The following is a 23,484-nucleotide window of genomic DNA, read 5'->3' as shown; positions in this document are numbered from 1 at the left end:
TTTTGCTCGTCCTGCCAAGCGTAGATTATATAAAACAAGATGCTGTCGGCCAAAAAGAAAACCCCGCCGGGTAAGGGCGGGGCTTTCTCCTGCTTGGGAGCAACTCAAATTCAGATCTTGTCGCCGAGCGCGCCCTTGACCGAACCAGCGACGTCCTGCGCCGTACCCTTGGCCTTCTGAGCCTTGCCTTCGGCTTCCAGACGCTCATTGTCGGTCGCCTTGCCGATGCCTTCCTTGACGGCACCAGCGGCCTTGTTGCCAGCGGCCTTCAGCTTGTCGGTTGCTTCACCCATCTGATTTACTCCTTGCGTGATTTCCTCAACCTAAACGAGCGCATGGAGAAAGGGTTTCCGCCGGAACGCAGGCGTAACGTTACTTTTCAATAACATCGCGGCGCATCGGTGCGAGTTTGGACAGAAAGCGGTTCTGCGCCTGAAAGCTCACACCCTCCTCGCCCATCGCCCGCTGGAGCGTTTCGACTAGCCGATTCATGTCCGCCTTCTGCACGCCCAGATCCTTGTGCGCACTGGCCATGTCGCGCCCGGTGTAATTGCACCCGGCGTTCAGGATGAAACAGAATTGTTCGAACAAGGTGCGCTTTAGGCGGACCTGATCATGATTGGCGAAAATCTCGCCAATGACCGGATCGGCAAAGATGATCGCGACGAAGCGGTCGACGATGCGGCGGATGCCGTCCTGTCCGCCAAAGGACTTGGCCATGCCGTCCCCCTCAAACGGCGCGGCTCCTGCATGTCGGTTGTCCGCAACATAGGGATCGACAGCGGTTTCGCCCGGCAGCGCATGGGGTGCCTGCAACAGCAGCAGCGACAATATGATGGACATGGGATTGCGTCCTTTTAGAAGGCGGTCTGGAGTTGGAGGAATACGCCGCGCTGCTTCTTCACCGTGGCGATCGATCCCAGGTCGGCATAGGCAATGGTCGCGGTGACATTGCGGCTGATCGCGACGGCGGCAAAGGCGTCGAACCAGTCATCCTCCCGCGCGATATTCAGATTGTCGGGCTTGCGCCGATATTCGCCGCCAATCGCGATGCGCCGCGACAATTGCCAGGCAGCCGATCCTTCGAACTGGAGGGTATGGCCGCCTTGCTTGCCGCCGCCAAAGCCGAGCAGTCCCATCTGGTTCGCTTTGGTCAGACGCGCAGTGCCGGACAGTAATATGGAGCGGGAGAGGAATAATTTGCTGACGGAGGCATAATAATCGACGCCCTCGTCATTCTTGGCACCGATAGCCCGGACAATCGCGCCCTGATTGTTGTTCTTATACTGGATGCCGACCGCGATGGCGGGCAGCCGGTCATAGACCAGATCGCCTGCGACACGGACCTTCGCGCCGAATATATCCTGCGAAAAGGCATAGTCTTTCCCCAACCCCAGCGCCGCGCCAATCTCGTTCGTGTTGAAATCCTGATGCGTGTAGCTCAGCTCGATCCGGTCTCTGATGCCGATCGCCACGCCCGCGCTCTGATAGTCATAATCCTTGACCTCGACCAGCGTGCCATGGGCCGACAGGCCGATGCCGTCGGACGTCTCATTGCCTGCGATCACCGCCCAGGGGGTCAGGCCACCGCCCGATGCGCCTTCGAGCGAGGTGATCCCATTGGTCAGCAGCAATTTGCCGCCATTGCGGATCGGTCTGGCCATGCCCTGTTGCGGCGACACAGCGGCCAGCATGAGGGCGCCAAGCAGGAGAGGACGGAAATAGGTCATGATCGGCTGTTAGGCAGAACATGGTTAAAATAGGGTTCACCACCTTGGCCCTCCGAAAATATGATCCAAAATGAACTAAACATTTGTTCAATATTTCCATTTACCAAGCGTAACCATGAACGACTCACGCCTACTCCTTGCTGCCCTGTCTTTGATCGCCACCCCGGCAATCGCGGGTGACCTTGATCTTCGGATCGTCGATTCCGCTGGTCGCCCGGTCAGTGACGCGGTCGTCACCGTTCGCCCTGCGGGCGGCATCCCGGCCGGGCAGATCCGCTTTCCCTGGGGCACCACCATGGTGCAGCAGAATATCGCCTTTGCACCCCATGTGCTGATCGTACCCGTCGGCGCGACGGTGAAATTCCCCAACAAGGACAAGGTGCGGCACCATGTCTATTCCTTCTCCAAACCCGCCAAGTTTGAAATCAAGCTGTTCGGGCAGGATGAAAGCCGCAGTTATACCTTTACCAGCGCAGGCGCTGTTGCGCTGGGTTGCAATATTCACGACGCGATGAGCGGCTTCATCAAGGTGGTCGACACCCCCTTTGCCACCAAGAGCAATGCCGCAGGGCAAGCGCGGATCAACGGGCTGGCGACCGGCACAGCGCAGGTCACGGTGTGGCACCCCCTGCTCAAGGGCAAGGATAATGAATTGCTGATCAACCTGCCCATTCCTGGCAGCGGCACGGTGAGCAAAAGCGTGCCATTGGCGTTGCGCGCCTCCAAATGACCCGCGCGCTCCGCCTGAAACGACTGTGGCGGCGCTCGCGGCGCGCGGCGCAGTCGACCCTGACGATCAGGATGACGCTCTTCTACGGCGCCCTGTTCGTCGCGGTGACGACGCTGACCTTGTTCGGCACGCGCAATGCCATCGAAAGCTATGCCGAAAATGTCATCCGGCTCGAAATGAACGTCGGCAGCGCGCTGTTCGACCGGATTTCGGCGATGCAGCTGCGCCAGCTTGGTCAGGGGGCCGACGTGCTGGCCAGCGATTTCGGCTTCCGCGAGGCTGTCGGCACCGGTGACGCCCCGACGATCGAGTCCGCGCTGCACAGTCTGGAAGGGCGCTTCCAGCTCGACCATGCGCTGTTCGTCGCGGTCGATGGCACGGTGGTGGGCGACATCAACGATCTGAGCCGCCCGGAACAGGATCAGCTTTACGACGCGCTCGACGCCGGGCGCACGCAAGGCGTCGTGCGATGGGGCACGGACAGCCATATCGCGGCGGCGGCGCCCGTGCGCGCCCCGACGCTGACCGGCTGGGTCGTCTTTGCCCGCAACATGGGTCCGGCAGACCTCAATGCGCTGGCGAAACTCTCCTCGATCGACCTGCATCCCCAACTCATGCCGCTGGCGCGTGTCGCGCGGGCAGACAAGGCCGATGGCGGCCTGCGCGAAGTCATGCGCGATGGCGAACTGATGCTGGTGCAGACCCGGCCGGTCGAAACGCTGATTGAGACGGCGCCTGAAATGCTGGTGCTGGAATATAGTCTGACCCGCGCCATGGCGGGCTATGCCCCGATCCTGTGGGCCTTGTTCGGCTTTGGCGCGGTTGGCGCAGTGCTGGCCGTGGCTGGCGCATTTGCCGCATCCCGACGCCTGACCAAGCCGATCGTCGCGCTGGAGGCTGCCGCCCGCAAGGTGAGCGCGGGCGAACATGCGCAGGTGAAGGTGGAGACGCGCGACGAGATCGGGCGGCTGGCGCAAAGCTTCAACCGCATGGTCGATGCGGTCGAGGCGCGCGAGGCGCAGATCGCGCACATGGCCTTTCACGACGCGCTGACTGGCCTGCCCAACCGGGCGATGCTGCGCGAACAGGTCGCGCTGGGCCTGACCCGCGCCGAGGGCGGCCATCTGATGCTGTTCAGCATCGACATCGACAATTTCAAATCAATCAACGAATCATTGGGCCACCCGATTGGCGACGCGCTGCTGTGCGACGTCGGCACGCGGCTGGCCGCGGCCTGCCCCAGCGGCTTTATCGCCCGGCTGGCGGGCGACGAATTTGCGGTCAAGCTACGCGCAGGCGGACAGACCGCCGATCAGGCGGGTCGCGCCATCGTCGCCGCCCTGGCCGAACCCTTCGACATTGACGGCCATCGCATCATCGTCAGCGCCAGCGTCGGCATCGCGCTCAGTCCGCAGGACGGCGCGGACGCGACCAGCCTGCTCAAAAATGCCGAACTCGCGCTGCACCGGGCCAAGAGCGAGGGCAAAGGCAGCCATCGCTTCTTCGAAAGCGCCATGGATGCCGAGGCGCAGGCCCGCCGCGCGCTGGAAACCGATCTGCACGATGCACTGCGCAAGGGCGAACTCGCGCTGCATTTCCAGCCGCTGTTCGGCCTGTCGCAAAATCGCGTCACCGCGTTCGAGGCGCTGCTGCGTTGGCAGCATCCCACGCGAGGCATGGTCTCACCGGTCCATTTCATCCCGCTGGCGGAGGAAACGGGCCTCATCATCCCGATCGGCGAATGGGCGCTGCACGAAGCCTGCCGCATTGCCGCGACCTGGCCCGACCATATCCGTGTCGCCGTCAACATATCGCCGATCCAGTTTCGCAGCCCGAATCTAGCCGCCGTGGTGCTGCAAGCACTGGCCCGGTCCGGCATCGCACCCAACCGGCTGGAACTGGAAATCACCGAAAGCCTGTTCATCGACAATGTCGAGGCGACTTTATCCTCGCTCCACAGCCTGCGCGCGCTGGGCGTTCGGGTGGCGCTCGATGATTTCGGCACCGGCTACAGCTCGCTCAGCTATTTGCGCAGCTTTCCCTTCGACAAGCTCAAGATCGACCGCAGCTTCATCGTCGATCTGCTGGAGCATAAAGGCGCGACCGCCATCATCCGCGCGATCACGACACTGGCCGACGCGCTGGGGATCGAAACCACCGCCGAGGGGGTGGAGCATAGCGACCAGCTCGACATATTGCGCGCCGAAGGATGCGGCCAGATCCAGGGCTATCTGTTCAGCCGCCCGATCCCGGCGCAGGATGTAGAGGCACTGCTGGGCAAGCTCGACGGCGCGCGCAAGGCGGCCTAAGCGCATCGTCGCGCCAGATTGAACCTACCTCCGTTCGTTTCGAGCGAAGTCGAGAAACGTAACACACAGGTTTCTCGACTTCGCTCGAAACGAACGGAGGTTAGGGGGCTAGGTGCTTATCCCCGCGCGGCGACGATCCGTTCGATCAACACCACATCATCCACCTTATCGGCATCAATACAGGCTTCGGCTTTCTCCATCGCCACCAGCCGGGCAACCAACCCGAAGCGCCGCCCGATCCGGGCCATGCCGCCGCGCAACGTCAACAGGCGCAGCAATGTGCCGATCAGCGCGACCGGACCAAAGGCCGACACGATCTTCCAGCCCTTTTTGCGGTCCTGCTCGACCTCCTGCCACAGGGCGATGACGGGCCGCGCCCGGTCACTGCCGAACCAGAAGATATTGGCCCCCGACCACCAGCCATCGCGAAATTTGAGCCAGGTGCGGCGCGACCCCGGATAGCGCGCCAGCAGCGTCGCCCGCTCCACCATGGCGACGGCAATGTCCGCCCCCGCCGCCTCGCGGGTAAACTGGTCCAGCATCGCGCTATCGAGCAGCACATGGTCGGCGGTGGTCAGCAAAATCGGAAACGGCACATCGTCCCGCTCCAGCAGCGCCAGCAGTGACGAGGCAATCCCCGCCCCGCTCTGCTCGAACCGGACTTGCGGATGGTTGGCCAGCCATGCCGTCGCGGGATCGGCAGCAAAGGAATCAGCCGATTGGGTCAGGACAATGACCTGCCCCACCGCCGGATGCGCCAGCAACGCGCGCGCAGGATGATTGATCATCGGCTCGCCCGCCACCGGTACCAGCGGCTTGATCGCCACCCCTGCCGCCACGGCGAGAGGATCAGGCGTGGGCCGTGATCCGGCGAGCAGGATGGCGGTAATGGGCGCGATCATGTCCGCCCTCTACCCAAGCAGGGGCAGCACGGAAAGCGGGTTGTTGGATAATCCTCCCCTGTAAGGGGAGGATTATCCAAATCGCTATTTCCCGCTCGCCACCGGCGCGACCGCCTTTTGCGCGAAACGATCCTGCTGCCCGACATGCAGCGCCTTGTACTGCGCCAGCTTCGCGCGGAACGCGGACAGCTCGGCGCCTGCCAGTTGCGCCGTCGTCGTGAATTTCACCGACAGCGGGTTGATCGTCCCGCCATTGCGATAGAGTTCATAATGGAGATGCGGCCCGGTCGACAGACCGGTGGAGCCGACATAGCCGATCACCTGCCCCCGGCGGACCCGCTGGCCCGGCGCGGCGGCAATGCGACTCATATGCGCATAACCCGTGGCCAGACCACCGCCATGCTGGATGCGGACATAATTGCCATGCCCGCCATGCCGCCCGGCAAAGGCGACAACGCCATCGGTAACGGCATAGATGGGCGATCCGTAACGCGCGGCGAAATCGATACCCGCGTGCATCCGCGTATAGCCCAATATAGGGTGCCGCCGCTGGCCATAGCCCGACGTCATCCGCCCCGCGACGGGCGAGGATAGCACGCCGCGCCGTTCGCCTACGCCCGATGCCTCGAACCATTCGGTGCGGCCATCCTTGGTCCAGCGCAGCATATCGACCGTCTTGCCGCTGGCGCGCTTCAGGCCTGCATAGAGAAGATCGCCCACCTCAACGTCGCCGGTTTCGGCGCGGCGATAGGCAGTCACGATATCATAGCGGTCCCCCGCCCCGATCCCGCCCAGATCGACCTGACCCGCAATCACGCGCAGGAAGGCCTGCACCGCCTTGGGCGGCGCACCGGCGGCGCGCGCGGAGCGATAGATGCTGTCGCCGACCACGCCCTGAATCCGCAGCGGCGTATCATCGACGCGGATGGGAATACGCTTGACCGACAGCACGCCACCGGTGCGCGTCAGTTCCAGCCCCAGGTCGAGCCGGGCGCGGAACGCCAGCTTGTCGAGCGGCCGTGGCCGGTCGCGGCTGGCGCGGCGGCCCAACATGATGTCGAGGCGCGTGCCGGGCTTCACCCCGCCGGCAATATCACCGCCGACCAGTGCATTGATCGTCGCGACGTCACCCCCGCTGACGCCAGCGCGCGACAGTGCGCGCGACAGCGTATCGCTGCTGCCAACCTGTGCGTTCAATTCGATTTGGGGCCGTTCGGGCGTCTGGCGCAGCGGCTGCACCGCATCGGTCGATCCCATGCGATGGCCACTGTCCGCGCCCAGCGCCAGCGGCGTGATCATCTGACTGCGCACTTCGTCAAACTGCTTGTCGCCCAGCACAGCACCCGGCGCACCGGGCAGAGGCTGAAAACCGGGCGAGAGATACAGCGCCGTGCCGCACAGGCCGATACAGGTGGCAAGGCCACGAAACCATGTCAGGCTGCCGACGCGCTGGCCAAGGTCGGGGACCAGTTCCACCTCGTCCGACCATATGCGCAACCGCGCGCGCCAGTCCTGTGGTGGCGGGGCTACCGGCGTCCGGGCAAGTGAATCGGCCAGCCACAGCGACATGGACGCGCCGCCCTGTTGCGAACCGAACTGGCTTTCCTGAAACAAACCCGCGACCCCCAGGGCATTTTTATCATTGCGTCCGCAACGGCCCCGCGCGCCGTGCGTCGAGCTTCACTGTTGTGAACCCCCAAGGTTAAAGTCAATTTAAGACGGCCCTGTGACACACAGCCGTGCGACGAACGGTGCCAGTGGTCCGACAGGATCGTGCAGCGCCACGGAACCTCTAAATCCGCTTGCCCCCGGCCCCGTCCTGCCCGACAGAATGGGTCATGGTCCAGTTCACCCGTTCGCCCGTCACCGCCGTTCTGGGTCCGACCAACACCGGCAAGACCCATCTGGCCGTCGAACGGATGTGCGGCCATTCGAGCGGCATGATGGGATTCCCGCTTCGGCTGCTGGCCCGCGAAGTCTATGACCGGGTGGTGGCGATCAAGGGACCGGCCCAGGTCGCGCTGATCACCGGCGAGGAAAAGATCGTGCCGCCGCAGGCCCGCTATTTCCTCTGCACCGCCGAATCCATGCCGCTCCAGAGCGACTATGCCTTCGTCGCGCTGGACGAAGCGCAGATCGGCGCCGACCCCGAACGCGGCCATATCTTCACCGACCGGCTGCTGCGCGCACGCGGGCGCGAGGAAACGATGATCCTTGGCTCCGCTAGCATCGCCCGGCTGGTCAAATCGCTCATCCCCGATGTCGACATTATCGGCCGTCCGCGTTTTTCCACCCTCTCCTATGCCGGCGCGAAGAAGCTGTCCCGCCTGCCCAAACGCTCCGCCATCGTCGCCTTCTCCGCCGAAGAAGTCTATGCCGTCGCCGAAATGCTGCGGCGCTTTCGTGGCGGCGCAGCAGTGGTGATGGGCGCACTCAGCCCCCGCACCCGCAATGCACAGGTGCAGATGTTCCTGAATGGCGAGGTCGATTATCTGGTCGCGACCGACGCCATCGGCATGGGGCTGAATCTCGACGTCGCCCATGTCGCCTTCGCCTCGCTGCGCAAATTCGACGGTCGCCGCAGCCGTCGCCTGACAGTGGCGGAAATGGCGCAGATCGCCGGGCGCGCAGGCCGCCATCACAAGGACGGCACCTTCGGCAGTCTGGGCGGAGAGGACGGCAATGCCGCCTTCACCCCTGAAGAGATCGAAGCGATCGAAACGCACCGCTTCCCACCCATCGACCATCTCTACTGGCGCGATGGCGCGCCCCGCCTCGATAGTCTGGCGACCCTGATCGCCGATCTGGAGGAACGGCCCGACCGCCCCGAACTGCGCGCCGCGCCCGAAGCGGTCGATCTCGCTGTCTTGAAGCGCATGGCCGCCGATCCTGCCGTCATCGACCGGGTTCGCGGGCAGCGGCAGGTCGCGCGGCTCTGGGACGCCTGTGGCCTGCCCGATTTCCAGAAACTGGGCGCGGACCATCATGCCCGCACCGTCAGCCGCATCTGGCATTTCCTCTCGGACGGGACCGGCCATATCCCGCGCGACTGGTTCGCGCAGCAACTCGCCCGGCTCGATTCGGTGCAGGGCGACATAGACACGCTGTCGGGCCGGATCGCGGCGGCGCGGACATGGGCCTATATCGCCCATCGCGCCGACTGGCTCGCTGACCCCGCAGAGATGGCCGAACGGACCCGCGCGCTGGAGGAAAAACTGTCGGACGCGCTGCACGCCGCGCTGACGCAGCGCTTCGTCGACCGGCGCACCACCGTCTTGTTGCGTGACATCGGCCAAAATGTGAACCAGTTACCCGTGACGGTAGAGGCGGACGGCCACGTCTGTGTAGATGGCGAAACGATCGGGCGACTTGACGGCTTCCGATTCTCGGTCGATCCCGCTACGCGCCATCAGGACAGGAAATTGCTGTTGGCTGCGGCGGAAAGGCGCCTTGGAAAGGTATTACGGGTGAAGGCAGACGAATTGATCGGCGCGGCGGACGTGAATTTCGCGCTTCTGGACGCAGCGGGCGACGCGCCCGGCATCGCGTGGAACGGTACGCCGGTCGCCGCCTTGCTGGCGGGGCCAACCCTGCTGACGCCCGAAATCCGGCTGGATCGCGCGATTTTGGCGCTGGATCAGGATGTGCAGAAACAGATAACATCGCGCCTGACCAACTGGGTCGATGCGCAAAAGCAGAAGCATTTGCTGCCGCTGGTCAAGATGGCCGAAAGCGCCGCCGACCCACAGGTGCCGCCCGTGGTGCGCGCCGTATTCGCGCAGCTGGGCGACGCAGGCGGGGTCAGCCCGCGCACCGATCTCGATTCGGCCCTCGGCCATCTGGACAAGGATCAGCGCCATTTGCTGCGCCGGGCGGGCATCGATATCGGCGTGCTGGATCTTTATCATCCCGGCCTGCTCAAGCCCGGCGCGGCGCGCTGGCGCGGCGCGTTGCTCGCGGCACGGATCAGCAAGCCCTGCCTGCCTTTACCGCTGCCTGGCCTTACCCTGATCCCGGCTGGCGAAAAATTCGACCAGATGGGCGCGCGGATCGCAGGCTTCCGCACCTTTGGCGAACAGATGCTGCGCATCGACATGGCCGAACGCATGGCCCGCACCGCGCATGAAGCTATTGCCAAGGGTGAAGCCTTCACCACCACCAGCCCGCAGATCGTCTCGCTGGGCCTGTCCGAAGCCGCGTTTCTCGCCCTGATGCGCGCCGCGGGTTTCCGTGCCGTGGAAGGCGCAGAGGAAGGCAAGCCCAACTGGGTGTTCAAGGGTCGGCAAAAGGCGCGCCCACCCCAGAAGCAGCCCGCCCCGGCGCGCGACGGCAAACCACGCGGCAAGCCCGCAACCCCGCCCGCCGCCGCAATGCCTGCCAGAGCGCCAGCGGCCCCCGCCAACAACGCCTTTGCCGGTCTCGCCGCGCTGCTCGGCCGCAATGGCTGATCCGGTCGCGGTGGGCGGCCATGGCCCGACGCTGCGCATCGACAAATATCTTTGGTTCGTCCGGCTCTGCCCCAGCCGGTCGAGCGCGCAGAAACTGGCCGAAGACGGCCATATCCGCGTCAACGGTCGTCGCATAGAACGCGCCCACGCCGCCATCCGCGTGGGCGACCTCATCACCTTCCCCCATGGCCAGGGCGTGCGCGTGGTGCGGGTAGCGCAACTACCGGTGCGGCGCGGCGCGGCGGTCGAGGCGCAGACCTGCTATGACGAACTGACGATCGGGGGGTGAGGGACAAGATCGACGCCAATCATCGGCCCATGCCAGAAATTCACCGGCCCACATTTGTAAAAATGTAGGCAACAATCTATATAGCGTGAATGAGCCGCCTCACAATCGACATCACCGACCAGCAGCATCAAAGCCTCAAGGCGATGGCCGCGCTGCAAGGCAAGACGATCAAGCAATATACGCTCGAACGGCTGTTCCCGACACAGGCCGATGGCGACCAGGCATGGGATGAGTTGCGCGACCTGCTGCAACAACGGATCGCGGAAGGCCTTGCGGGCAATGTTTCACCGATGAACGCCGAGGATATCATCGCGGATGAATTGAGCCGGAACCGGCACGCTTGACACCAGCCTATGTCCTGACCGCGACGGCGGCGACCGAATTACGCGATATTGTTTCTTACACCTACACGCGCTGGGGCGACCGTCAGGCAGGCCTCTATTCCGCAAAACTGCTGAACTGTATGAATGCCGTGGCCACCGGGCGCGGCATATTTCGCGATATGGACGCGCTGCATCCCGGCCTTCGCATGATCCGATGCCAACGCCATTATATCTTCTGCCTTATGCGCGAAATTGGCCCAGCCCTTATCGTCGCTCTGCTTCACGAGCGGATGGACCTGATGATGCGTTTGGCCGAACGTCTGGAAAGTCAGAGCAAATAGCCATTTCTGCACGCACGCTTCATTAACCCCAATAACAGCGTGAACTCCCACCCCACCAAGCGCAAAACCACCCCTACGCGCCCGCCAACATTATCCTCATTGACCTTGCGCGTGGCTGCGCATAGCAGGACCGCGCTTTTCCAACCAAGAGTGCCCTGACAATGACCTATGTCGTGACCGACAACTGCATCCGCTGCAAATATATGGATTGCGTCGAGGTCTGCCCCGTGGACTGTTTCTACGAGGGCGAAAATATGCTGGTCATCAATCCGAGCGAATGTATCGATTGCGGCGTGTGCGAACCGGAATGCCCGGCCGAAGCCATCCTGCCCGATACCGAGAATGGCCTGGAAAAATGGCTGGAACTCAACACCAAATATTCGGCTGAATGGCCCAACATCACGGTCAAGGGCGAAGCGCCTGCCGACGCCGACGCCATGAAGGGCGTTGAAGGCAAGCTGGAAAAGTTTTTCTCGCCCGAACCCGGTTCCGGCGACTGATCCGGGCGGCCCTGCGCCGCCCCGCCGACTCCTGTTTTGCGTTGCACTCCCGGCGATTATGTCCGGGGGTGGTAATTTTGTTACGAATCTGCTAATGTGCTTTCCAACGGTCGGACACCCTCCTGTCCGTCCCTGGAGAATTAGCTTCATGTCCTGACGGTGGCGCCGTGGACCCCCCATGCATATGCCCCTTGCGCATATGTTCCGCGACGGCCCCGTTCCCCGGTTGATTGGAAAGGTTCCAAATGGCTGCCAAGGCGCTGTCCTTTGACGTTGGTGATTATGTCGTTTACCCCAAGCATGGCGTGGGCCGTGTGATCGAACTGCAAAAGGAGCAGATCGCCGGCATGGAGCTGGAACTATATGTGCTCCGCTTTGAAAAAGAGCGCATGACGCTCCGCGTGCCGACCAACAAGGCCGAAGGCGTCGGTATGCGCAAGCTCTCGTCCAACAAGACGCTCGAAGAATCGATGGAAACATTGAAGGGCAAGCCCAAGGTCAAGCGCACCATGTGGTCGCGCCGCGCGCAGGAATATGAAGCGAAGATCAATTCGGGCGACCTGGTGTCGATCGCAGAAGTGACGCGCGACCTCTTCCGGGCCGACGACCAGCCCGAACAAAGCTATTCCGAACGCCAGATTTTCGAGGCTGCGTCCAGCCGCCTCGCCCGCGAACTGGCGGCGATGGAAGAAACGGACGAACCCGCCGCGCTCAAGAAGATCCTGGCGATCCTCAACGAAGCCGCGCCAAAATATGTCAAGGTTGAAGGCTGACATCAGCCATTGACGCGAAAAAAGGGCGCGCCTTGCGAATGGCGCGCCCTTTTTTTTGCAGCGATGCGCGGGCTTATTCGCCCTTGGTGTCGACCGCATCCTTGGCCGCATCGCCGACATCGCTGGCGGCCTGCCCGACTTGCGTCGCGGCGCTTGTGACGGCATTATCCTTGCTCGTCTCGCTGCTGACCAGGAAGAAAGCGGCAACTGCCACCACGACCACCAGCAGCAGGATCGCAAAGGTCATGCCGCCGCTGCTGCGCTTTTCGATCACCGTTGTCGTCGTCGTTGCCGGACGCTCCTGATAGTCGGCCATGAAACTCTCCTCATCATCATCATAGATGGCCGCATAATGCGCGGAGGAGGGAGAGGGTTCCGGCCTGTCAGCGCCGCAGCATCCGATCCAGCGCCGTGGCAATCGCCGTCATGCCCGCCAGATTGGGGTGATAAGGGGTGAAGGGATCAACACCCTCCCGCGCGAACAAACCATTGGCCCAGGGTTGCGCTGCACAGGCGTCATGGGCCTGCGACAGCGCCGATGCCCGCAGCACATCGGCCCCCGCCCGCCGCGCGGCGCTGGCGGTTTCCTTGGCCAGACGCCTGGCAATAACCCGCATATTCGCGGCATCCTCGGTCGACAGCGGCACTTGACGACAGAGCGCACCCGACGGCACCAGCGTCACATAATCCACGAAAATCAGCCGCGCACGCGGCGCACGACGGCGAACCTCCGTGGTTATCCGGTCCAGACTGGCGGCCAGCGTCGCCCATGCCCCTTCGGTCGGGACCGCAGGCGGGCTGCTTGCCTGCTGCCGGACCGCCATCCCGTTGCACATCGCAGCGGCTGATGCAGGCAAATCGCCTCCACCCTTGCAGGACGCGATGAACAGGTGACCGACATAACCAACATCATTGCCGCCGATGGTAATCGTCACCAGCGCGGTGTCGGCGGTCAGCGCGTCAAGCTGCGGCGGCAATTCATTCCATGGTCCCAGCAGATGCGCGCTGGTCGCGCCGCCGCAACTGACATCGACCAGATCAAGCTGCCGCAACCGTGCCAGTTGCCGGGCATAATTGTCGCGCGACCGGGTGCAGCGCGTGGCGGGACTGTCCGCTGACACGGTAACGCCCGGCCCCGCCGCGAACGAACTGCCCATGGCGACATAACGGGCGGACGGCGCAATGGGCGCTTTCGCCACATCGGGCGCAGCCGCGCAACCGGCCAGCAGCAAGGCTCCGAAGAATGTTCCGATGGCTTGCCTCATAGCGGCACGAACGCCCCCTTGGCGCGATCCTTGACCACCGCATCGGCGCGGAACACCGAACCGCTCATCGTGATATAGATGCCCGGATCGGCCACCTGCGCCGTCGCAAAGGCCATGCCCAGATTGAAACTGGCATCGCTCTCGCCAAAGCGGGCCGGGGCCAGCGCGCCGACCAGCACCACCGTCTTGCCGGGGATGTCGGCCAGTGCCTTGGCGGTGTCGGTCATCGTGTCGGTGCCATGGGTGATGACGATATGGCTTTCCGGCGCAGCAGCGACGCGGGCATAGATCAGCGCCCGGTCGGCATCGTCCAGTTCCAGACTATCCTTGCGCACGATTTCCTCGATACGGAAGGGCCGCTTGACCCGCGCCACGTCCAGCAGCCGGGCCATCACCGTTTCACCGACCTGATAGTCGGACAGGGCATCGAAATAGATTTTGTCGATCGTGCCGCCGGTCGTCAGGATCAGGATGGGCGTTTCGGGGGATAACATGACAAGGCTCCGATGAAGATTACGCGCCGCGCGCCATCGCTTCGCCACGATCGCGGGCGGCGGTCAGCGTGTCGGTGAGCAATGCCAGCAGCCGGTCGTCGGCGTCCAGCACATTCATTCCCTCGCGCGTCATGCCGCCGGGGCTGGCGACGCGATCGGCCAGCACGCCCGGACTGTCGCCGGTGCGGGCACTCGCCCGCGCAGCCATATTGGCCGAACCCTGCACCGTCGCCAGCGCCATGCGCGCGGCCTGATCGGCGGGAATGCCCAGCGCCTCGCCCGCCCGTGCCAGCGCGTCGATGAAACGGAAGAGGAAAGCGGGGCCGCAGCCAGACAGCGCCGTCACCTGATTGAACAAGGCTTCTGCGCCGACCCATTCGGCAAGGCCCAGCGGTTCAATAAGCGCCGCAATATCCGCCCTCGCCTGCACTGACGTGGCATCATCAGCGAACAATGCAGTAACGCCCTCGCCCAGTCCCACTGGCAGGTTTGGCATCGCCCGCACCATATCCCGCACAGCCGGAAAACGCGCCCGCAAATCAGCCAGCGGCGTACCCGCAAGGATAGAGACGATCCGTGTGTCCACCCCGCATAAGGGCGCCAGCGCCGCGGCGACATCGGCAATCTGATAGGGCTTCATCCCCAGCAGCACGGTCGTCCGGGCGGGCAGCGTGGGCGGGTAATCCGTCACCACCGTCACCCCATCGGCCACCGGACGCCCGCTTGGGCGCAGCACCGTCACCCGTGCGGGATCCAGCCCGCAATCCAGCCAACGCACCAGCATCTGCCCGGCCATATTGCCGCAGCCGATAAGGAACAGATGATCGGGCCAGCGGATCGCCACGCGCTCAGGCCTCGCCGCGGGTTTCGATCAGGCTCGCGGCAATCGCCTCGGTCGGGCTTTTGCCGCCCCACAGCACGAACTGGAAAACCGGATAGAAACGCTCGCACTCGTCGATCGCGGTTTCGACCAGCAATTGCGCCTGATCCAGCGTCAGCGTGCCGCCCGCGCCCAGCAATGCGCCATGGCGGAACAGGATGATGCCGCTCGACGACCATAGCTCGAAATGGCCCAGCCACAGTTGCTCGTTGATCAGCCCCAGCGTCTCGTAGATCGTGCCGCGCTTTTCGTCGGTGACGCGAATGTCTGGCAGCGCCAGCAGTTGCAGCACCTGATCCTCGTCGCGCCAGATGCCGCGCAGCTCATATTGCGCCCAGCTGCCTTGCGTATTGGCGACGATCTCATCCTCGCCAACCTGCTCGTAGGTCCAGCCATGCGCCTCGAAAAAGGCCGCCAGCATGTCGATCGGCGCGGCTTCCTGGCCGCCATGCTCAAACTCGTCACTATCCATCATCGGCGCGCCTTAACACCGCGCACGGCGAAAGGACAGACAGGATCAGTCCGCTTCAACGGGCTTGGTCTTGGTCGCCTTGACAGTCTTTTTGACCGGTTCGGACGTCTTGCCTTCCAGCGCGTCGATGCGGGCCTTGAGCAGTTCGACCTCTTCGCGCGCAGCCGCCGCCAGCGCCTTGACCGCGTCAAATTCCTCACGCGACACGAAATCCGCGCCGCCCATCCATTCCTTGGCCTTTTCGCGCGCATTGGCCTCAAACTCACGGCTCATGCCCGCCACGGTCCCGGCCGCGCCATTCACCAGCTTGGCCAGATCGTCGAAAAAGCGGTTCTCGCTCTGCATGATGCTCATCCTCTCAACTGGCGCGGCAACCGCGCCAAAAATCATATCTGGGTCTGGAGCGCGGGCGCGACAAGGGTTTCCGCGTCCGGGTTCAGGCGATTAATCTCATAATTGAGGAAGGAGGCGAAGGCCAGCCATGCCAGATAGGGCAACAACAACCATCCGGCGACGCGGCGGATACGGCTGAACAGCCAGGTCGTGATCGCCACCAGCACGAACAGGGTCAGGATCAGCACCAGCGCGCTACCGACCTGATGCGCGCGGAAAAAGAGCGGCGACCAGGCGAGGTTCATGACAAACTGGACCAGAAACAGGGTGATCGCCAGGCCCCGCCCCTTCGCCCCGCGCGCGTGCAGCACGATCGCCAGTGCCAGTGCCATCGCGATATAGAGGATGGTCCACGCGACGCCGAACACCCAGCCCGGCGGCATCAAAGCGGGCTTTACCAGCGCGTCGAACCAGCGATTGCCAAAGCCGCTATTGGCGAACTGGCCCGACAGGAAGCCCAGTAGGACGATGACCGGCACGGTCACCAGCGCCCAGCGCAGATAGGCTAGGCGCAATTGGCCGGGGGACGCGATTTCGTTCATCGGCAACGCTTCTCCACGCTCATCCTATTCGGCCGGATCGGGCGAATCCTTCAACGCCGAATCCAGCTTGCGACCAACGGTTTGCGGAGAAAGTGTCCGCTTCGCAACACGCGAATAGAATATGGGGATCAGGAACAGCGTGATCAGCGTCGCCAGGCTGACCCCGAACACGATGACCACACCGATGGAGTTGCGCGCCGCAGCCCCCGCGCCGCCACGAATCACCAGCGGCAGGGCGCCGATAGCCGTGGCAATCGACGTCATCAGGATCGGCCGCAGGCGGCGGGTGGCGGCCTCGCGAATAGCCTGCGCCACCTCCAGCCCCTCGTCGCGCAACTGGTTGGCGAACTCGACGATCAGGATGCCGTTCTTGGCCGCCAGACCCACCAGCATGACGATGCCGATCTGGCTGTAGAGGTTGATCGACCCGCCCGTGACGATCAGGCCAAGCACGCCGCCTGCCACCGCCAGCGGCACCGTGGCGATGATCACGCCTGGGTGGATGAAGCTCTCAAATTGCGCCGCCAGCAGCAGATAGACGATCAGGATGGTGAGGCCGAAGATCAGCCAGATCGACCCGCCGGTTTCGCGCAGCGACTGACTTTCGCCGCGATAGCCGATCGCCAGCACTTCGGGCGACTGGCGCGCTTCATTCTCCAGAAAGGCCAGCGCCTGCCCCAGCGACGTACCGGGGGCCAGCGCCGCGGTCAGCGTGATCGCGCGCAGCTTGTTATAGCGGTTGAGCTGACGCGGCCCGGCGACTTCGCGCACCGTGACCAGCGCGGACAGCGGAACCAGAGCGCCGCTGGCCGACCGCACCTGTATCCGCTCCAGATCGGCCAGCGTCTGCCGCCCCTCCTGTTCGGCCTGCACCAGCACGCGATATTCCTCGCCCCGGTCGACATAGGTGGTCACGCGGCGCGACCCCAACAGGCTTTGCAGCGCCTGGCTGATGTCGTTGACCGACACGCCCAGGTCACCCGCGCGCTGCTGGTTGACGTCGATCCGCATCTGCGGCTTGGTTTCCTTATAATCGCTGTCCAGGTTGATGAGACCCGGATAGCGTTCCGCCGCGGCAATGACCCGGTCGCGCGCCGCCACCAGCCCTTCATAGGTCGATCCGGCCAGCACGATATTGACCGGCAAGCCGCGGCCACGCCCCAGCCCGGATCGCGGCGCGGCGTTGCCGCGCACGCCCGGCTGGTTGGCGATCACCTTGTTGATGATGGTCGCGACTTCCGCCGTTGTGATCGTGCGGTCCTCCCATGGGCGCAGGAAGGCGATGACATTGCCGCTGTTGAAATCGTCCGAGGTCCCGAAACCTGCCGGCGCACGGACAATCAGGTTCTGGAGCGTCCCGTCTTTCCGCAACGGGGCCAGCTCATTTTCGATTTTGCGCATATAGCCCAGCATACGGTCATAGCCCGCCCCCTCCGGCGCGCTGATCTGGCTGTCGACCACGCCGGTATCCTCGGCGGGAGCCAGTTCGCTGGGCAGCAATGTAAACAGGCCACCGGCCAGACACAGGAACAGGCCGACGCCGATCAACGGCAGCAGCGGCTTGCGCAATACCCTGTCCAGCCAGCGCGCATAGCCCGCCTCCAGCTTCTGGAACCGGGCATCGACCCAGCGCGCCAGCCGCCCGCGCTCGGCATTGTTGAGCAATTTGGAACAGAGCATCGGCGCCAGGCTGAGCGATATGAAGCCGGAAAAGGCGATGGCGGCGATCATCGCGATCGCCAGTTCACGGAACAACAGGCCGGTCTGACCGGCCAGGAACATCACCGGCACAAACACGGCGCACACGACCAATGTGGTCGATATGATCGCAAAGCCCACCTGCCGCGAACCAAGATAGGATGCGACCAGCGGGTCCTCCCCCTGCTCGACCCGGTGATAGACATTTTCCAGCACGACGATCGCGTCATCCACCACCAGCCCGATTGCCAGCACAAAGGCCAGCAGTGTCAGCAGGTTGATCGACAGGCCCAGCAGCCACATCACGGCGCAGGTCGCCAGCAGGCAGATCGGCACGGTGATGGCCGGGACGATGGTTGCGCGGACCGACCCCAGGAACAGGAAGATGACGAGGATGACGAGCAGCGCCGCCTCGATCAGCGTATCATAGACATTGTCGATCGCGCGGCTGATGAACAGCGATTCGTCCGATCCCACGGCCACGCGCATCCCCTGCGGCAGGGTCGGGCGCAATTGTTCGACCAGCGCCTTGGCCTTGTCCGCTACCTCCAGCGTGTTCGCGCCCGACTGGCGCACGATGCCCAGACCAATACCGGTCCCGCCGTTGGATCGGAAACTGCTATAGGGATTTTCCGGTCCCTCTTCGATCCGCGCGACATCGCCCAGCTTGACCTGATAGCCATTCGCGCCTCGACCCACGACCAGCTGGGCAAATTGATCGGCGGTGGCGAAGGGCCGCTCGACACGCAGCGTCTGGTTCTGGTCCTTCGATTCAAAACGGCCGGCGGGCAGTTCGACATTCTGCGCCCGCAGCGCATTTTCAACGTCGGCGGGCGTCAGGGCAAAGGCCGCAAGCCGTTCGGCGTTCAACCACACGCGGGTCGATGGCCGTGCCTCGCCGCCGATCGTGACCCGCGCCACGCCGTCAATCGCGGAGAAGCGGTCGGCAATATTACGGTCGATATAGTCACTCAGCTGAATGCCGCTCCAGCCTGGCCGGGAAAAGGCCAGAAACAGGATAGGCCGGGCGTCCGCGTCGACCTTGCGGATTTCGGGTGCCAGCGCGTCCTCTGGCAGATCCTCCACCACCGATCCCACCCGGTCGCGCACATCGTTGGCGGCGGTATCGATGTCGCGCGATGGATCAAATTCTATGCTGATGTTGGACGTACCGTCCTGCGACGTCGATGTGATCGTGCGGATGCCCTGCACACCCGCAACCGCATCCTCGATCAGCTGGGTGATGCGGGTTTCCACGACCGACGCAGCGGCACCGGTATAATTGGTCTCGACCGATACGATGGGCGGGTCGGTGTCGGGATATTCGCGCACCGACAGGCTGAGATAGCCCACCACCCCGACGATGCAGAGCAGCACCGCCACGACGGCGGAGAAAACCGGGCGGCGAACGGACAGGTCGGACAGTTGCATGGCGCTGCTTAGCCTGCGGGCTTGGCTGATGGCGCGGGCTTGTCACCCGCCAGCCGCACTGGTGCGCCATCGCTCAGCTTGACGACGCCATCGGTGACGACCATCTGCCCGGCCTTCACCCCGCCCAATATCTCGACCAGCCCGTTCTGGCGGATCCCGGTTTCGACCTTGACGCGCTTGACCTTGCGATCCTGCATCACGAACACGAAGCGTTCCTCGCCATCGCCGACCACCGCCAGTTCGGGCAGCGCAAGCGACTGGCGCTGACGCGACACGATGCTGACGGTCAGCAACATGCCCGGTTTCAGCACCCGGTCGGGATTGGGCAGGATGGCGCGGACGCGGACCGCGCGGGTGGCGGGGTCGATCACGGGATCGATCGTCGCGATCGTGCCGGTGAAGGGCCGGTCGGGCCAGGCGGCGGACACAGCGCGGATCGGCTGACCCGCGCGAATGGTCGCCAGGCGCGTTTCCGGCACGGTGAAGTCCAGCTTGATCCGCGAAATGTCGCTAACCGTGGCGATCGCCGTCCCCGCCGTCACGATCGCGCCGGGCGACACGGTGCGCAGGCTGACCCAGCCGCCAAAGGGCGCGCGGATCACCCGGTCGCTGATGGCCGCCCGGCTCTGGTCGGCGCTCGCCTTGGCCGCATTGGCCAGCGCAAGCTGCTGGTCGAGCGAGGCGGCGGTGGCAAAGCCCCGCGCTTTCAACGCCTGCACCCGTTGCAATTGCTGCCCGGCCTGCAACGCCTGCGCCTGCGCCGCCGCCAGTTCCGCCTGCTCCTGCGCGATCGCCATGGTCGCGATCACCTGCCCCTTGGCGACATAGCCGCCATCGGCAAAGTTGATCGACGTAACCCGCTCGGTCACCGGCGCGGACAGGATGACCTGTTCATTGGCCAGCGCGGTGCCGACCGCGTCGAGCGTATCGGCGAAATCGGCGGTTGCGATCGGCGCCGCCTCGACCAGCGCAGCCGGGCGCGGCTTGGGCGCCTTGTCGCCGCTGCAACCGGCAAGGCAAAGGGCGGTGAAAAGAAACAGGGAATTACGCATGGTGGAGGGCTATCGGGCCTTTCGGTGCGACACAACATGGCCTTTTGTCGCAAGATGTAACAACGTCCCAAATAACGAACATAAGGCGTTTATCCACCAAGCCGGGCATGGAGCAGAAATTCGACATTGCCCTGCGGTCCGGTGATCGGACTGGGCGTGACGCCGATAACGGTCCAGCCCTGCGCCTGTATCCATGTGCGGACCTCTTCGCAGACACGCGCGTGGATTTCGGGATCGCGCACCACCCCGCCCTTGCCGACTTCCTCACGCCCCGCCTCGAACTGCGGCTTGATGAGGGCCACCAGCGCCGCGCCGGGGCGGGCGAAGGTCAAGGGCCGCTCCAGCACCTTGGCCAGCGATATGAAGCTGGCGTCGCACACGATGATGTCGATGGGTTCGGGGATGTGCGCCGCTGTCAGGATGCGCGCGCTGGTCTGTTCATGAACGATGACGCGGTCGTCGCTGCGCAGCTTCCACGCCAGCTGGTTGGTGCCGCTGTCTACGGCATAAACCCGAACCGCGCCGTTGGTCAGCAGCACATCGGTAAAGCCCCCGGTCGAGCTGCCCACGTCCAGCCCGACCATGCCGGTCACGGAAATCGCATATTCGGCCAGCGCATGGGCCAGCTTGATGCCGCCGCGCGACACCCAGGGATGGTCCCGCCCGCGCACATCCAGATCGGCGTCGAGCGCGACCTGCTGTCCGGCCTTATCGATCTTCCGGTCTCCCAGAAAGACGAGACCCGCCAATATCAGCGCCTGCGCCCGCGCCCGGCTCTCCGCCAGACCATTGTCGACAAGCAACTGGTCGGCGCGAATCTTCGCCATCAGCGCACCAGCGCCGTCAGCGTGGCGGGGGTCAGCAATTGCGGCAGCGTCTGCCCCTCCTTGCCCGGCGCGTACCAGAGATACAGCGGCACGCCCGACCGGCCCTGGCCTTCCAGAAAGCGGGTGATCGCCGGATCGGCATTGGTCCAGTCGCCGACCATGACGGTGACGCCGCCCTTGTCGAAGGCTGCGTGGGTTTCGCTACGGTCGATCGCGGCGGCCTCATTGGCCTTGCAGGTCAGGCACCAGTCGGCGGTGAAATAGAGAAATACGGGCTTGTTGGATGCGCGCAGGCTGGCCAGCCGTGCCTCGTCGAAGGCGAGCGCCGCACCTTCCTGTGCAGCGGCGGCAGGTGCGCGCGACGGCAGCAGCGCCGCCGCTCCGCCCAGCACAGCCAGTCCCGCCAGCGCGACGACCCAGCCACCGCCCCGCCCGGCCCGCTGCCGACTGCCCAGCCACCAGAGCAGCAGGACAAAGGCCAGCATAGCAGCCAAACCAATGGTCATACCCGCCACGCCGCGCTGTTGCCCAAGCAACCAGGCCAGTCCCAGCGCGGTCAGGAACATCGGGATCGCCAAAATCTTCTGGAAGCGCCCCATCCATGGTCCGGGCCGTGGCAGCCGCGTGCGCAGCGCCGGAACATAGGCCAGTAGCAGGAAGGGCAGCGCCAGCCCCAGCCCCAGCCCGGCAAACACCGCCAATGCTGCGGCCAGCGGCAGCACCATCGCCGCGCCCATCGCCGCGCCCATGAACGGCCCGGTGCAGGGCGTCGCGACGAAGGCGACCAGCGCCCCGGTCCAGAAGGCTCCCGCCATGCCGCCCTTGCCCGCCAGCCCCTCGCCCCCGCCGACCGCGCGCAGTTCGAACAGCCCCGCCAGATTGAAGGCGATGGCGCTGACCAGCAGCAGCAATGTCAGGATGATGCGCGGGTCCTGCAACTGGAACGCCCAGCCCACCGCCGCCCCCGCGGCGCGCAACGCCAGCAATGCCGCGCCCAGCGCCAGACAGGTGGCAATCACACCGGCGGCATAGGCCAGTGCCTCGCGCCGCACTATGCGCTCATCGCCCCCGGCCTTGGCCAGCTTCATGGCTTTCAGGCCCAATATCGGGAACACGCAGGGCATGATGTTGAGCAGCAGCCCGCCCAGCAACGCGCCGCCCAGCGCGATCAGGATCGCCTGCATCGTGCCGCCTGACGCAGCGACCGCGCCGGGGCGGGCCGTCAGCAGGAAGCCGACATGGTCCCCGGTCGCCAGCACCGCCTGCACTGCGCCGCCCTTGCCACCTTCGCCCGCATCGGTTTCGACCAGCAGCTGGTCGCCGTCGCGGGTCACGCTCTGCGGCGCAGCATAGCGCGCCAGCCCCTCGGCAAGCGGAAAGAGATGCACATTGCTGGCTTGCGCATCGGCGGGGAACGGCACCGACAGGCGCAGCTTGCCACCCGCGATTGCATAGGTCGCCTCCGACCCCAATGGCCGGGGCAGATGGCTGCGCCACCCGTCGAATCGCGCCCGATCCGCCGCTAAGACCTGCCCATCGCCCACCACCAGATCGAGCGCCATCTCGCCGCTTTCGGGCACGCACACCTTGTCGGTGCAGGCCAGCCACTGGGCCTTCACCCGCACCGGCAGGCGCGTGCCAGCCGCGACGTCGGGCGCAACCGTCAGGGTCGCCAGCACGCCATAGGGGCCTTCATAGACATGATTCATCAGGCCCGAAATCAGCAGCGTTTCGGGCACGGGATAACGCAGCGGGCCAACGCCCACACCTTTTGGCAATGTCCAGCTCACTGTCATGCCAAGGCCCGCGTCGCCCGGATTTTCCCAATAGCCGTGCCAGCCCTGCTCCGGCACCATGGCAAAGGCGATGCTGGTCGCCTTGCCCGGTGCGGGCGTTGCGCTTTCGGCCACCAGCCGCGCGGCGATATGCGGCGTGCCGCCCCCGAACGCCCCCTGCGCCTGCGCGCCTGAAACCCCGGCCAGCAACGCCAGCGTCATCAGTATGACATGAAAAATCCGCATCGGGCCTCTGGTCGGGTGGATGTCAGCGGGCTAGGTCCGGTGGCGTTCGCCGTCAAGGCTGGAG

24 protein-coding genes are annotated in these 23,484 nt (G+C 64.5%); 8 read left to right on the top strand and 16 right to left on the bottom strand.

Annotated elements, in window-relative coordinates:
• Positions 1-110 precede the first annotated feature (110 nt).
• The 3 genes from ACODSR_RS04190 to ACODSR_RS04180 form a co-directional block, all read right to left on the bottom strand.
• Positions 111-293: a CsbD family protein gene (locus tag ACODSR_RS04190; protein ID WP_119749838.1), complete on the bottom strand. Its 183-nt coding sequence runs from the start codon at positions 291-293 to the stop codon at positions 111-113.
• A 79-nt stretch (positions 294-372) separates the two neighbouring features.
• A complete protein-coding gene (locus tag ACODSR_RS04185) occupies positions 373-843 on the bottom strand; it encodes a group I truncated hemoglobin (RefSeq protein ID WP_489073971.1) in 471 nt (156 codons plus the stop codon).
• Positions 844-857: 14 nt separating this feature from the next.
• Entirely contained in the window at positions 858-1,730 is an 873-nt protein-coding gene (locus ACODSR_RS04180) for a DUF3034 family protein (RefSeq protein ID WP_489073969.1), read from the bottom strand.
• 115 nt (positions 1,731-1,845) lie between these two features.
• Between ACODSR_RS04180 and ACODSR_RS04175 the strand changes: the two genes are divergently transcribed.
• Both ACODSR_RS04175 and ACODSR_RS04170 read left to right on the top strand, forming a co-directional pair.
• On the top strand, positions 1,846-2,460 hold the full coding sequence (locus ACODSR_RS04175; RefSeq protein WP_489073967.1) for a cupredoxin domain-containing protein: 615 nt from the start codon (positions 1,846-1,848) through the stop codon (positions 2,458-2,460).
• Positions 2,457-4,769: a putative bifunctional diguanylate cyclase/phosphodiesterase gene (locus tag ACODSR_RS04170; RefSeq protein ID WP_489073965.1), complete on the top strand. Its 2,313-nt coding sequence runs from the start codon at positions 2,457-2,459 to the stop codon at positions 4,767-4,769. Before ACODSR_RS04175 ends, ACODSR_RS04170 begins: the two co-directional genes overlap by 4 nt.
• Before the next feature lie 116 nt (positions 4,770-4,885).
• On the opposite strand, the gene ACODSR_RS04165 is transcribed toward ACODSR_RS04170, so the two are convergent.
• Both ACODSR_RS04165 and ACODSR_RS04160 read right to left on the bottom strand, forming a co-directional pair.
• A complete protein-coding gene (locus ACODSR_RS04165) occupies positions 4,886-5,671 on the bottom strand; it encodes a nucleotidyltransferase family protein (RefSeq protein ID WP_489073963.1) in 786 nt (261 codons plus the stop codon).
• An 84-nt stretch (positions 5,672-5,755) separates the two neighbouring features.
• The gene (locus ACODSR_RS04160) at positions 5,756-7,285 is read right to left on the bottom strand and encodes a M23 family metallopeptidase (protein WP_489073961.1); all 1,530 of its coding nucleotides are present in this window, start codon (positions 7,283-7,285) and stop codon (positions 5,756-5,758) included.
• A gap of 224 nt (positions 7,286-7,509) precedes the next feature.
• Between ACODSR_RS04160 and ACODSR_RS04155 the strand changes: the two genes are divergently transcribed.
• The 6 genes from ACODSR_RS04155 to ACODSR_RS04130 all read left to right on the top strand — a co-directional run bounded on the left by ACODSR_RS04155 (position 7,510) and on the right by ACODSR_RS04130 (position 12,345).
• Positions 7,510-10,119 carry a helicase-related protein gene (locus ACODSR_RS04155; protein ID WP_489073959.1) on the top strand — a complete coding sequence of 870 codons (2,610 nt, stop codon included), beginning with the start codon at positions 7,510-7,512 and terminating at the stop codon, positions 10,117-10,119.
• The gene (locus tag ACODSR_RS04150; protein WP_489073957.1) at positions 10,112-10,408 is read left to right on the top strand and encodes an RNA-binding S4 domain-containing protein; all 297 of its coding nucleotides are present in this window, start codon (positions 10,112-10,114) and stop codon (positions 10,406-10,408) included. The genes ACODSR_RS04155 and ACODSR_RS04150 overlap by 8 nt, the downstream gene beginning before the upstream one ends.
• A gap of 89 nt (positions 10,409-10,497) precedes the next feature.
• A complete protein-coding gene (locus ACODSR_RS04145) occupies positions 10,498-10,752 on the top strand; it encodes an antitoxin (RefSeq protein WP_489073955.1) in 255 nt (84 codons plus the stop codon).
• Positions 10,749-11,072 (top strand): type II toxin-antitoxin system RelE/ParE family toxin, encoded by a 324-nt coding sequence (locus tag ACODSR_RS04140; protein WP_489073953.1) that lies wholly within the window; start codon positions 10,749-10,751, stop codon positions 11,070-11,072. Before ACODSR_RS04145 ends, ACODSR_RS04140 begins: the two co-directional genes overlap by 4 nt.
• A 161-nt stretch (positions 11,073-11,233) precedes the next feature.
• Positions 11,234-11,572 carry a ferredoxin FdxA gene (gene fdxA, locus ACODSR_RS04135; RefSeq protein WP_119749816.1) on the top strand — a complete coding sequence of 113 codons (339 nt, stop codon included), beginning with the start codon at positions 11,234-11,236 and terminating at the stop codon, positions 11,570-11,572.
• Positions 11,573-11,817: 245 nt separating this feature from the next.
• On the top strand, positions 11,818-12,345 hold the full coding sequence (locus ACODSR_RS04130; protein ID WP_006963736.1) for a CarD family transcriptional regulator: 528 nt from the start codon (positions 11,818-11,820) through the stop codon (positions 12,343-12,345).
• Positions 12,346-12,418: 73 nt separating this feature from the next.
• On the opposite strand, the gene ACODSR_RS04125 is transcribed toward ACODSR_RS04130, so the two are convergent.
• The 11 genes from ACODSR_RS04125 to ACODSR_RS04075 all read right to left on the bottom strand — a co-directional run bounded on the left by ACODSR_RS04125 (position 12,419) and on the right by ACODSR_RS04075 (position 23,420).
• Positions 12,419-12,661, bottom strand: coding sequence for a hypothetical protein (locus ACODSR_RS04125; RefSeq protein ID WP_489073951.1), 243 nt, complete (start codon positions 12,659-12,661; stop codon positions 12,419-12,421).
• A 67-nt stretch (positions 12,662-12,728) separates the two neighbouring features.
• On the bottom strand, positions 12,729-13,610 hold the full coding sequence (locus tag ACODSR_RS04120; protein WP_489073949.1) for an SGNH/GDSL hydrolase family protein: 882 nt from the start codon (positions 13,608-13,610) through the stop codon (positions 12,729-12,731).
• Positions 13,607-14,104, bottom strand: coding sequence for an asparaginase domain-containing protein (locus ACODSR_RS04115; protein ID WP_489073948.1), 498 nt, complete (start codon positions 14,102-14,104; stop codon positions 13,607-13,609). Before ACODSR_RS04115 ends, ACODSR_RS04120 begins: the two co-directional genes overlap by 4 nt.
• Before the next feature lie 19 nt (positions 14,105-14,123).
• Positions 14,124-14,888 (bottom strand): pyrroline-5-carboxylate reductase family protein, encoded by a 765-nt coding sequence (locus tag ACODSR_RS04110; RefSeq protein ID WP_489074170.1) that lies wholly within the window; start codon positions 14,886-14,888, stop codon positions 14,124-14,126.
• A gap of 64 nt (positions 14,889-14,952) precedes the next feature.
• Positions 14,953-15,459, bottom strand: coding sequence for a type III secretion system chaperone family protein (locus tag ACODSR_RS04105; RefSeq protein ID WP_006963728.1), 507 nt, complete (start codon positions 15,457-15,459; stop codon positions 14,953-14,955).
• Between the two features lie 42 nt (positions 15,460-15,501).
• The gene (locus tag ACODSR_RS04100; RefSeq protein WP_217673678.1) at positions 15,502-15,801 is read right to left on the bottom strand and encodes an accessory factor UbiK family protein; all 300 of its coding nucleotides are present in this window, start codon (positions 15,799-15,801) and stop codon (positions 15,502-15,504) included.
• 41 nt (positions 15,802-15,842) lie between these two features.
• Positions 15,843-16,391 carry a TspO/MBR family protein gene (locus ACODSR_RS04095; protein WP_489073946.1) on the bottom strand — a complete coding sequence of 183 codons (549 nt, stop codon included), beginning with the start codon at positions 16,389-16,391 and terminating at the stop codon, positions 15,843-15,845.
• Positions 16,392-16,415: 24 nt separating this feature from the next.
• On the bottom strand, positions 16,416-19,520 hold the full coding sequence (locus ACODSR_RS04090; protein ID WP_489073944.1) for an efflux RND transporter permease subunit: 3,105 nt from the start codon (positions 19,518-19,520) through the stop codon (positions 16,416-16,418).
• Between the two features lie 8 nt (positions 19,521-19,528).
• Positions 19,529-20,572: an efflux RND transporter periplasmic adaptor subunit gene (locus tag ACODSR_RS04085; protein WP_489073942.1), complete on the bottom strand. Its 1,044-nt coding sequence runs from the start codon at positions 20,570-20,572 to the stop codon at positions 19,529-19,531.
• 89 nt (positions 20,573-20,661) lie between these two features.
• Positions 20,662-21,399, bottom strand: a complete 738-nt coding sequence (locus ACODSR_RS04080; protein ID WP_489073940.1) for a TlyA family RNA methyltransferase — start codon at positions 21,397-21,399, stop codon at positions 20,662-20,664.
• Positions 21,399-23,420 (bottom strand): protein-disulfide reductase DsbD family protein, encoded by a 2,022-nt coding sequence (locus ACODSR_RS04075; RefSeq protein ID WP_489073938.1) that lies wholly within the window; start codon positions 23,418-23,420, stop codon positions 21,399-21,401. The genes ACODSR_RS04080 and ACODSR_RS04075 overlap by 1 nt, the downstream gene beginning before the upstream one ends.
• Between the last annotated feature and the right edge of the window lie 64 nt (positions 23,421-23,484).

This window comes from Sphingobium sp. FG125, assembly GCF_057809795.1.
This window is presented reverse-complemented; position numbering and strand designations above follow the sequence as displayed.